This window comes from Staphylococcus sp. NWU MKU2 (assembly GCF_033283605.1).
Classification (GTDB): domain Bacteria; phylum Bacillota; class Bacilli; order Staphylococcales; family Staphylococcaceae; genus Staphylococcus; species Staphylococcus haemolyticus.
The window spans coordinates 52,915-65,021 of sequence record NZ_JAVSMH010000003.1; the positions used below are offsets into that span (position 1 = coordinate 52,915).

Annotated in this window: 9 protein-coding genes; 4 read left to right on the forward strand and 5 right to left on the reverse strand. The window is 34.0% G+C overall.

What is annotated here, in order from left to right; translation table 11 throughout:
- Window positions 1-294: 294 nt before the first annotated feature.
- Window positions 295-1,839 carry an L-glutamate gamma-semialdehyde dehydrogenase gene (gene pruA / locus SBL15_RS06275; RefSeq protein ID WP_317955476.1) on the reverse strand — a complete coding sequence of 515 codons (1,545 nt, stop codon included), beginning with the start codon at window positions 1,837-1,839 and terminating at the stop codon, window positions 295-297.
- A gap of 277 nt (window positions 1,840-2,116) precedes the next feature.
- On the opposite strand from pruA, the gene SBL15_RS06280 reads away from it, so the two are divergent.
- Window positions 2,117-3,067 carry an NAD-dependent epimerase/dehydratase family protein gene (locus tag SBL15_RS06280; RefSeq protein WP_107611611.1) on the forward strand — a complete coding sequence of 317 codons (951 nt, stop codon included), beginning with the start codon at window positions 2,117-2,119 and terminating at the stop codon, window positions 3,065-3,067.
- Window positions 3,068-3,247: 180 nt separating this feature from the next.
- Here SBL15_RS06280 and SBL15_RS06285 read toward each other — a convergent pair whose 3' ends face one another.
- The 3 genes from SBL15_RS06285 to SBL15_RS06295 form a co-directional block, all read right to left on the reverse strand.
- A complete protein-coding gene (locus tag SBL15_RS06285) occupies window positions 3,248-5,752 on the reverse strand; it encodes a glycosyltransferase (RefSeq protein ID WP_107611610.1) in 2,505 nt (834 codons plus the stop codon).
- A 249-nt stretch (window positions 5,753-6,001) separates the two neighbouring features.
- On the reverse strand, window positions 6,002-6,577 hold the full coding sequence (locus tag SBL15_RS06290; RefSeq protein ID WP_107611609.1) for a sugar O-acetyltransferase: 576 nt from the start codon (window positions 6,575-6,577) through the stop codon (window positions 6,002-6,004).
- A 144-nt stretch (window positions 6,578-6,721) separates the two neighbouring features.
- On the reverse strand, window positions 6,722-7,591 hold the full coding sequence (locus SBL15_RS06295; protein WP_053016392.1) for an SDR family oxidoreductase: 870 nt from the start codon (window positions 7,589-7,591) through the stop codon (window positions 6,722-6,724).
- Window positions 7,592-7,824: 233 nt separating this feature from the next.
- On the opposite strand from SBL15_RS06295, the gene SBL15_RS06300 reads away from it, so the two are divergent.
- The 3 genes from SBL15_RS06300 (at window position 7,825) to copZ (ending at window position 10,924) form a co-directional block, all read left to right on the forward strand.
- On the forward strand, window positions 7,825-8,031 hold the full coding sequence (locus tag SBL15_RS06300; protein ID WP_011274822.1) for a hypothetical protein: 207 nt from the start codon (window positions 7,825-7,827) through the stop codon (window positions 8,029-8,031).
- A 210-nt stretch (window positions 8,032-8,241) separates the two neighbouring features.
- On the forward strand, window positions 8,242-10,629 hold the full coding sequence (locus SBL15_RS06305) for a heavy metal translocating P-type ATPase (protein WP_107637521.1): 2,388 nt from the start codon (window positions 8,242-8,244) through the stop codon (window positions 10,627-10,629).
- An 88-nt stretch (window positions 10,630-10,717) separates the two neighbouring features.
- Window positions 10,718-10,924 carry a copper chaperone CopZ gene (gene copZ, locus SBL15_RS06310; RefSeq protein WP_029376679.1) on the forward strand — a complete coding sequence of 69 codons (207 nt, stop codon included), beginning with the start codon at window positions 10,718-10,720 and terminating at the stop codon, window positions 10,922-10,924.
- Between the two features lie 169 nt (window positions 10,925-11,093).
- On the opposite strand, the gene SBL15_RS06315 is transcribed toward copZ, so the two are convergent.
- Entirely contained in the window at window positions 11,094-12,092 is a 999-nt protein-coding gene (locus SBL15_RS06315; RefSeq protein WP_107611608.1) for a D-lactate dehydrogenase, read from the reverse strand.
- Window positions 12,093-12,107: the final 15 nt, after the last annotated feature.

A 12,107-nucleotide genomic window follows, 5' to 3' on the forward strand; every position in this document is an offset into this window, starting at 1 on the left:
AAGTGAGTGGATCATCTATCTAAGAGCGCCTTTAGAGGAATACAGGCACGAGCCTTTCCCACTGGAATGCGAAATAATTTAAGTTAAATAATGAACCTATGTGCTTTGACACTTAGGTAAGTAATTATAAAATGTAAAACAATTAAGAATTTCTTTACCCCCTAGGCAAGCATCTCAAGTTTAATGAAATAAAAATAAGTCAGTAAATGAATGGACTGCATTCATCTACTGACTATTTACTTAGAAATGTTATTTTAAAATTTATTGAACATGTTATATATTGATCTTAATTGCTTAGAACATCTCTGAAACTACTTTTTGTTCTAAGAAGTTTAATAAGTAATCTGGGCTACCTGTTTTGGCATCTGTACCAGACATTTTAAATCCACCAAATGGATGATAACCTACAACTGCTGAAGTACATCCACGGTTAAGATATAAGTTACCTACTTCGAATTCATTAACAGCTTTAATCCAGTTTTCACGATTATTTGTGATAACTGCACCTGTTAAGCCATAGTCTGTATCATTCGCAATTTCAATCGCTTCTTCGAAATTATCAAATTTAGTAAAGCCAACCACTGGACCAAAGATTTCTTCTTGCATTACTTGATCAGATGATTTTAATCCTGAAATAATTGTTGGTTTAATGAAGTAACCTGTTGAATCATCAGCTTCGCCACCGATTTCAATTTTACCTTCTTTTCCACCAATTTCGATATATTTTTTAATTTTGTCGAATTGTTTTTTATTAATAACAGGTCCCATGAATGTATTATCTACAGTGTTACCAACTGTTAATTCTTTAGTTAATGCTACCGCTTTTTCTAATACTTCATCATACACTGAACTGTGTACGATGGCACGTGAACATGCTGAACATTTTTGGCCTGAGAAACCAAATGCTGACGTTACAATTGATTCTGCAGCTAAATCAGTATCAATATTTTCATCAACGACAATCGCATCTTTACCGCCCATTTCTGCAATAACACGTTTTAAGAATGTTTGTCCTTCTTGAACAACTGCGCTGCGTTCGTAAATACGAGTTCCTGTTGCACGTGAACCTGTAAATGTAACAAAGTGTGTATGAACAGAATCAACTAAATAGTCACCGATTTCTTTCGGATCACCAGGTACAAAGTTAACAACACCTTTAGGAAGACCCGCTTCTTCTAAGATTTCGATTAATTTATACGCTGTTAATACTGTGTCTTCAGCAGGTTTCAACAGAACCGTGTTACCAGCAACAACTGGTGCTAATGTTGTACCAGCCATGATTGCAAATGGGAAGTTCCAAGGTGGAATTGTAACACCAGTACCAATTGATTTATAGAAGTACTTGTTATGTTCCCCTTCACGATCTAATACCGGTTTACCATCTGCTAATTCCATCATTGAACGTGCATAGTATTCGATAAAGTCGATACCTTCTGCTGCATCGCCTACAGCTTCATCCCAAGGTTTACCTGCTTCATATACCATGACTGCAGAGATTTCCTCTTTACGACGTCGAATAATTGCTGCAACACGTAATAATAACTCTGCACGATCTTTATGTGACCATTGACGCCATGCTTTATAAGCTTTGTTTGAAGATTCAAACGCTTTATCTACATCTTCCTTAGTAGCTTTAGATACTTTAGCAATTAATTCCGATGTATTAGCTGGATTAATTGAATCAAATGTATCATCTTTAGTAATGTGCTCTCCGTCAATCACAATTGGAAGTGTTTGACCAATTTCATTTTTAACTTGCTCTAACGTTTTTTGAAATCTTTCTACATTTTCTTGTACTGAAAAATCAATCCCAGGTTCATTTTTGAAAGGTACTACCATTCTTAATTACCCCCTATGTATTTGTAAGAATTATAAAAATCAGTAAAACAATGACTTACTTAAAATGATAATTTGTGTCATTAATTTCATTCTACTATGCTTAGGGTTATTTTTGCAATCGCTTACATTAACATTATCTGAAAAGTTTTAATTATTAGTCAAAGGTGGCTTATTTTTCGATACAACCTAGCTATATTATTCTAATTTTATATTTTTATAAAAATAAAGTATAATAAATTTACACAATTTAACGACATCAAGAAAAGGAAGTACACACATGAAAGCATTAATTACAGGCGGAGCAGGATTCATTGGCTCACATGTAGCCGAACATTTTGTTAAGCAAAATATCGAGGTACATGTCATAGATAATTTAAGTTCCGGATACTTACATAATATTCCCTTTGTTAATAAAGAACATATTTACGTAAAGGATATCACCGATTTTGAGTTTGTAACGCAATTAATACGTCAAGAACAATTTGATTATGTTATTCATTTAGCAGCCATGGTGAGTGTTGTTGAAACGATTGAGAAACCATCATTATCTAATCAAATTAATATTGATGCCACAGTTCATCTTTTAGAAACCATTCGAACGTATAATAAGCAAATTAAGAAATTCATATTTGCATCATCGGCAGCCATTTACGGTGATCTACCAAGTTTACCTAAATCCGTTTCTCTCTCTAAACCGTCGCCATTATCTCCATATGCAATACAGAAATACGCTGGAGAACAGTATGCAAAGATTTACAATCATTTGTTCGACATTCCCTGCGCTTGTCTCAGATTCTTTAATGTTTATGGCCCAAGACAAAATCCTAACTCGGATTATTCAGGTGTCATCTCAATAATGAATCATAAATTTACCAATCAAACTGAATTTACCTTCTATGGTGATGGTGAACAAACTCGTGATTTTGTTTACATTAATGATTTAATTGACGCTATGTGGCTTGTGCTTAATACCCCAACAACTAGTGGTTCAATATTCAACATAGGTACGGGCATACAAACAAATCTGAAAGCAGTTTTTAAAGCGTTTGAGAAGGGCTTCAAGTACAGTATCCCATGCCAATTTAAAGCACCAAGACTTGGAGATATTAAGCATTCTTGTGCTGACATTACACCACTTGAATCATTAGGTTATCACCCTAAATATGATATAGCTAAAGGCATTCAATCTTATTTAGCATATAATAAAGAACATGAAGTAAGATTATAAAACAATCGACTCAGATAAATTTAAAAGACAATCTCTATTTAATTTCAATAGAAATTGTCTTTTTATCATTTTTATTAACCAATGGAAATACTACATTCTTTATCCAATCATGATTAATACACATTCAAACGCTTTTTGGATCAAGAATTCTTTAAGTTTAATAGATATTGTATTTACTGATTATTTTAGAAGTTTATAGAACTCTTCTATCGCTAATTGATTGTATTCTTGAGCGTTAAACGTCTCATAATGTGGTGTTTGATGTTTGATAAAACGCTCTAAGCCGTGCTTAATATCATTGACATCATGACTCACTAACATACCATACTTACCATTATTTAATACATAACGATTCGCAATGATATCGGATGCCAATACATTCATACCAAGTGATAGTGCTTCAAGTAGAACCATTGATTGGCCTTCATAATAAGACGTTAACGATAAGACATCTGCTTGTTTCATAATATAGAATGGATTTTTTCGTTGTCCTAATAAAAAGACATGCTGTTCTAACTTCAACTTACGGATTTGTTGTTCTAATTTATGTCTTAATGGACCTTCTCCCATAATATATAATTTCGTATTAGGATAGTGCACGATAACTTTGCCAACCGCTTCAATTAATAAATCAAATCCTTTTTCAGGTGATAAACGGCCAACCGACACAATTTTAAAATCATCCTCTTTAAAAGGCACCGACGTTACTTTCCCTTTATTCACACTGACGAGCACCGGTACATTATTTTTCTCAAATTGATCAGCATCATCTAACATGAATTTCGATATTTTACTTAAATTAATCGTGTTTCTTGACGCTACAAATTTCTTATTTAGTGCTTTTTTAGCTATATTGCGCATATTTTGTTCTTTTGATGCATCAGAAACACATACCAGTTTATCAAATTGATCATACAATGTGATCAAACCTTTTAAATTTTGATAATGCGGTTTCACACCATTTACGGTTCTCTCCATGTCCGCTTTGATATCACTATGAAGGTAGACCAACTTACGTTTAGCAGTCGTAGCTAAAATAAGATTCGCCCAAAACATAGAATACCCACTGAAATCTATCGCACAATCAAATTGACTTTCACCTAATATTTTACGCATCTCACGTTCATATACATGTTTTGGATATAAGAAACGTTCTAATGCACTTTTTAGCCCTCGTTGTCTGACGAAGTCTACTTTATACGTCTCTTTTAACGACGCTGCTAATGGTCCAACTCTTAAAATAATTCTTACATTTTGATTAACATTATTCAGGTTATTCAAGATTTCTTCATTATTACTTCTATTTGTAAATAGAGTAACGTCGTATTGATTGTAATCAATATTTTCTAATAAATTAATAACAGACGATGTAATACCATTATTTTTCATCCCGCCAGGATAAATTAATAGTCGTTTTTTAGCACATTTCTTTTTCTTTTTACGTTTATGTTTTGAGGTGAATACCCGCTCAATCACCTTGTCAACAGCATTTCCGTCATCTAGATAAGCATACGTCTTTTTAAACGTTTGATAGTTATGTTTCACCTTACTTAATTGATATGTTTTTTGTTGTATAGCTTGTACAACATCATCAATGGTATGCACAACCGGTCCCGGTAAATCCTGAGTGTTGATATACACTCCTCTTTCAAATTGATATGTTTCGTAGTCAGGTGTATAAAAGACAATGGGTTTATTTGTGACTAAATAATCAAAGAAGATACTTGAATAATCCGTTATCATTAAATCAACAAACGCCAATATTTCATTTGTATCAAAATAATCTGGAATAAGATATGGTTTTAGCGCCTCATTTTTAATTGCTTCTTTATAAATAAATGGATGAACCTTTACTAATACTTGATAATCAAGATGAAGTTTCAACTTTTCAACTTCTTCCACAATATGATTTAAACTTTCCTCAGGCGCGTTGACATCATCACCTCTCCAGGTAGGACAATATAACAATACTTTTTCATCAGTAATATCTATGTATGATCTTAATTCATTAATGAGCGTTTTTGAATCACCATTCAATGTAAGATCCATTCTCGGATAGCCAATTTCTAAAATTTGCCCACCATAAATGTTGTCCAATCTAAATGCCCTTTCAAAAATTTCTGACGTATGACGATTAGGACTTATAATATAATCACTCGATAAAAAGTTTTTAATAATATTTTGCGAACCACGCAAGCCATTTTCAAGGTCTAGACCCATATATTTGAGTGGTGTACCATGCCATGTATTCACATAAATTTGATCAGACTTTTTAATGAAATAGGCTGGAAATGTTGAATTGTTAAATAGATACTTACATTCGGTTAGTGCTCTTAAATATTCTGGAGATTCTTTAATCACGAATTCAATATTTTTGTAATTCTCAAATTTCTTTTTATAAAATTCTAACGTTTCGGTAGTGTCGACAACCCATTTATGCGTATATTTACGATATTTGGGATGATGAATCAAACGTTTAAAGATAGCATAAGGACTATCTGAAATACTCTTTCCATCTCTTACTTGGTATAGAATATCGTGTTGTTTAACTCTATTCGCTTCATAATTTTGCGCATAACGCATTATTTTACGTGTATAAGCTGAGTTATTTCTTCTTTGTAAAGGCGTCGTTATAAATTTGAATTTACGTCGACTTTGATTTTGTATAAATGTCTTCAGTGTCATATTCATTTTCCTTTCTAAGTTGTATTTCGTTCTCTTAAGTTGTTGTCATAAAATGAATGCTTTGAGTTACATTTTGATTCTTAAGTATGTATGGAGATGAACTCCCATATACAGTCCAAATATATTATATCATTTATCTATCTTATATATTATATAACTAATTTATTTTATATATTAAATTCTTAGATACAAAAAACCTTTAAGCCACTGGACGACTCAAAGGTTATTTATACCTGATCTATGAAATGACTATTTAGGCGCATCATTTTCATTTATCTCTCTTATTACTTTAGCTGGTACACCGGCAACTAAACTATTTGGTGGTACATCTTTAGTTACGACACTTCCTGCAGCTATAACTGAACCATCTCCAATCGTTACACCAGGTGTGACAACGACATTTCCACCAAACCAAATATTATTTCCAATAGTAATCGGCTGTGCTAACTCTAATCCTGCATTACGTTCTTTAGATGTTAATGGATGATGCGCAGTATAGAATCCACAAGATGGCCCTATAAATACATCATTACCGATTGTGATGCCTCCTCCATCCATAAAATAGCAATTACTATTAACAAACACATTTTTGCCTAATTTAACATTCCAACCATAATCTGTATCGAACGGACTATTAATTGCGACATTCTCTAATGTATAACCAAATAATTCAGTTAATATAGCCTGTCTTTTAGTGTCATCACTCGGACGCGTTTGGTTAAAGTCAAAACATAAATCGTTTGCACGTACTCGTTCATCTTCCAAATCTTTATCAAAATTAGCATCATACCACTGGTGTGCTAACATCTTTTCTTTTTCTGTCATTGTACTTACCCACCTTCATTTAATATTTATATTACAGTTTAAACAAATTAAGTAGTTTTCGCACGGAAACACTCTCTTTTCCAACATAAAATAAGCCATAAAGGCACTCAACACCTTTATGGCTCAATATAAGAAAGCTTACTTTTAAGTTGTAATATAGTCTCCACCATTAACATGTATAATTTGACCAGTGATGTAAGAACTATCTGCATTTGTCGCAAGGAACACATAGGCTGGCGCTAGTTCAGCCGGTTGTCCACGTCGACCCATTGGTGTGTTGCCACCTTGGTTCTCTACTTTGTCCTCATCAAACGTAGCAGGAATTAATGGCGTATAAATTGGACCAGGAGCCACGCCATTAACTCGAATATTTTTCTCCATTAGCGTAGTTGCTAGTGAACGTGTAAATGAAACAATCGCACCTTTAGTTGAAGCATAATCAATTAAATGTCCAGAACCACGATACGCCGTCACACTTGTTGTATTAATAATTGTATCGTTATCACTTAAATATGGAACGGCAGCTTGTGATAAGAAGAACATGCCAAATATATTTGTTTCGAATGTATCTTTAAATTGTTCAGGCGTAATGTCCATGAAACTATCTTGAGGATATTGAACCGCACCATTATTAACTAGAATATTTAAATTACCAAAGTCTTGAACAACTTGTTGCACTAATTCTTTAGATTGCTGTGCATCTTTTAAATCATGAGCATATGCTTTAGCCTTTACGCCAATCTCTTTAAGACGATTAACAGTTTCCTCTGCATCTTCATGCTCATCATAATAACCAATAGCTACATTAGCGCCTTCTTTAGCAAACAAGATTGCAACAGAGCGACCAATCCCTGAGTCACCACCAGTAATTAATGCAACTTTACCTTGCAATTTACCAGCTGCTTTATATTCATCTAGTTCTGAAATGGGTCTAGGATCCATGTCTTTTTCTGTTCCTGGTTGACGATTTTGAGTATAACCTTTAATTTGTTTATGGAATTCTAATAGATTCATTCATTTTCACTCCTTATCCATTTACTTAACCGTTCCCAATAAAGACTTTTTTGAAACAATAGATCAATGTGCATAGAACCGGTCAAATTATTACAACTTTGGAACGATAAAAAGTCAGTCCCCTAGTCTCATGCAATTTTATTAGAAAGCCTATATAATTAAATTAAACTTCTATTAAAGAAACCAATTAAAGCCACTAACGAGATATTACAGAAAAAGGAGTGCGACATTCTATGAGAGGTTTATTGAAAGGTATTATTGCATTGCTTATCATTCTTGGCGTTGTAAAGACATTCCAAGATCATGATGTAATGAACGAAGCAAATTATTATTATAATCAAGCGAAAAACGGTGAACTTGTTCAAAATATATCCAACTTTGATTTTAATAATTATAAAGACTTAAATTTAGAAAATTTTAAGCCATCTGATTTTTTCTAAGTAAACTATATAATTATTACAATACAATAGTAGTTAGTAGTCTAGGACATAAATAATATAATGATGCTATTTTGCAAATTCGAAGTAGTAGGACAATGAATTCACAAAGAATTCTGTCCTACTTTTTTTATGCGAAAAAGTAAGACAGAAACATTGACTTGAATACCCTAAGGGGGTATATTATGTATGAATTGTAATGGAGGTGTCTTAATGATCAATAGACAAAATGCCACATTGAACATTACTGGTATGACTTGTGCAGCTTGCTCAAATCGTATTGAAAAACGATTAAATAAAATGGATAACGTAAAAGCACAAGTTAATTTGACAACGGAAAAAGCAACGATTGAATATGATACTAATGACTATGCAATAAATGACTTTGTTACGACGGTTCAAAAGCTTGGGTATGATGTAGCCATTGACAAAGCTGAGTTAGACATTACTGGTATGACCTGCGCAGCATGTTCAAATCGTATAGAGAAAGTATTAAATAAAACGCCAGGTGTTAAAGATGCGACAGTTAATTTAACGACTGAACAAGCTATGATAGCGTATTATCCTGGACAAACGGATTTAGATACCTTAATTGGACGAATTAGAAACTTAGGTTACGACGCACAGCCTAAACAATCTGAAGAAGATCAAGCAACACGAAAACAACAAGAACTTAAGCATAAGCGAAATAAATTAATGATCTCTGCTATTCTGTCATTACCTCTATTAATGACAATGCTCGTCCATCTCTTTAATATGCATTTACCCGACATATTAATGAATCCTTGGTTCCAATTTATCCTTGCGACACCTATCCAATTTATAATTGGTTGGCAGTTCTATGTTGGTGCTTATAAAAATTTACGTAACGGTGGCGCTAATATGGATGTGCTCGTTGCATTAGGCACTAGTGCAGCATACTTTTACAGTATTTATGAGATGATTAAATGGTTAACAGGAGCCACAAACATGCCTCACCTTTACTTTGAGACAAGTGCTGTACTTATCACATTAATTCTTTTTGGAAAATATTTAGAAGCACGTGCTAAATCACAAACGACGAATGCGTTAAGTGAATTACTTAACTTACAAGCAAAAGAGGCACGCCTAATTGATGATAATGGTATCGAGAAAATGGTACCGCTCAACCAAGTTAATGTAGATGATATTCTGTTAATTAAACCCGGTGAAAAGATACCTGTCGATGGTCAAATTATTAAGGGTGAAACTGCTATTGATGAATCAATGCTAACAGGTGAATCAATGCCAGTTGATAAATATGTTGATGATGCAGTGATAGGCTCAACTATGAATACGAATGGTGTTATTACAATTAAGGCAACTAAAGTTGGCAAAGATACTGCCCTATCCAATATTATTAAAGTGGTTGAGGAGGCCCAAGGTTCTAAAGCACCTATCCAACGTTTAGCTGATATTATATCAGGCTATTTCGTTCCAATTGTTATTGCCATTGCTTTACTGACATTCTTAATTTGGATTACACTTGTACATCCTGGTCAATTTGAAGATGCACTTGTTGCTGCGATATCAGTTCTAGTGATTGCTTGTCCATGTGCACTTGGTTTAGCTACACCCACTTCAATAATGGTTGGAACTGGTCGCGCCGCTGAAAATGGTATTTTGTTTAAAGGCGGCGAATATGTTGAACGTACACATCTAGTTGATACAGTTGTGTTTGACAAGACAGGAACACTTACACACGGCAAACCAGAGGTAACTTATTTCGAAGGTGACAAGGATATCTTAGCTTTAGTTGCTTCAGCTGAAAATAACTCTGAACACCCGCTTGCTACTGCAATTGTTAACTACGCCAAACAACACAAAGTTAACTTAGTAAATGTCACAAATTATCAAACATTACCAGGTCACGGAATACAGGCTGTTATAAATAATACTAAGTTACTTGTAGGCAATCAAAAGTTAATGACAGAACACCAAATCAATATACAAAGCATTAAGCAGAAAATGGAACATATGGAAACTGATGGACATACTGTTATGCTAATTGCCTATGGCGACGAACTAAAGGGCATGGTTGCTGTAGCTGACACTGTTAAAACATCTGCTAAAGAAGCTATCCAACAATTATCATCTATGAATATTAGAACGGTTATGCTAACTGGTGATAATGAACGAACTGCAAAAGCTATTGCTAAAGAAGTCGGTATTGATCAAGTCATTGCTGGCGTCCTACCTGAAGATAAAGCACAACATATAACGCAATTACAAGAACAGAAGCATAGAGTTGCTATGGTAGGCGATGGAATTAACGATGCTCCTGCACTTGTCAAAGCAGATATCGGCATTGCAATGGGAACGGGTACAGAAGTAGCAATAGAAGCTGCAGATATCACCATTCTTGGAGGAGATATCCAATTAGTTCCTAAGGCCATTCATGCAAGCCGGAAAACAATTCGCAATATTAAACAGAACTTATTCTGGGCATTTGGATACAACATTGCAGGCATCCCTATTGCGGCAATGGGATTACTTGCACCTTGGATAGCTGGTGCTGCGATGGCCTTAAGTTCAGTTAGTGTTGTAAGTAATGCCCTAAGACTAAAACGAATGAAATTATAATTATGATGCATTTCTATTTTATTTCTTTGTTTATTAAAAAGGAGTAAAATATGGGTATATATGAGTAAGAACAACGGAGGTGACAGGTATGATTAATAAAGTAATTAACGTTGAAGGTATGAGCTGTGACCATTGCAGAAACGCTGTGGAATCTGCATTAGCTAAATTAAATGGTGTGACTTCAGCAGAAGTAGACTTAGATAAGAATCAAGTTCGCGTAGATTACGACGAAAACAGAGTATCAGTTGAACAAATGAAAGAAGCTATTGAAGATCAAGGCTACGATGTAAAATAAGATCTGGATAAGAAACCTGCTTTTGTTAGGCAGTCAATCTAACCCGGATAAAAGTGATTTAAAATATAAGCGAATTTTAAGAAGTGAGCATTCGCTAAAGCTAATTAAAGGAGTTGAGTCTGGGACAATGAATTCACAAATAATTCTGTCCCACACCCAACTCCATTTTTTAATTCACTCTTAATTTAGTAGTACCTGTATTAATAACATCAATGACTGCATCAAGTGCATCAACAATCAAATTCTTAACTGCCGCATCAGTATAAAACGCAATATGTGGTGTTAACCAAATATCTTCTCTAGCAATTAATTCATCTAATAAATCATCATTAATCACTTTATCACGGTAATCTCCAGGGAATAATCCTCTTTCATGCTCATATGTATCTAATGCAGCACCTTTAATTTGACCACTATCAATTGCATCAAGTAATGCTCTCGTATCAACAATCGATCCCCTAGCTGCGTTTACAAATACGGCACCTTTTTTAAATTTTGAAAATAAATCTTTATTGAAGAGATGTGGATTATATTTCGTTGCTGGAATATGAACTGTAACAATATCTGCATCACGTAAGGCTTCTTCCAACGTATCCTTATACTCAACATATTGCGCAACCTTTTCATTAGGAAATGGATCATATGCAACAACATGGCTTCCATACCCTTTTGCAAAAATGCTTGCCGCTATCGAACCAATACGTCCTGTTCCTATAACAGCTACGGTCAAATCACTAATTGAACGTGACAATATTGAAGGTTCCCATCTAAAATCATATTCTCGAAGTTTACGTTGAATATCGTTCTGATTTCTTACAATATTAATCGCTTGTGTTACTGCAAACTCTGCAATTGAACTCGGTGAATATGACGGTACATTGGATATGATAATGCCATATTGTGTAGCTAAATTTAAGTCGTAAGTATCAAATCCAGCACTACGTTGTGCAATATGTTTAATACCAAATTGTTGCAATTTGGCAAATACATCTTCCGATATTGGATGTTGTTGAGATAAAGATAAGCCATCAAATCCTTGAACACCTTCGACATTATCTTCTGTTAATATTTCTTTATTTAACTCTACTTCGACATTATTTTGTTCCGCCCACTCTTCAATGTAAGGAATATCTTCGTCTCGTACACTCATTATTTTAATTTTAGTCATAAAATTTCATCCTTT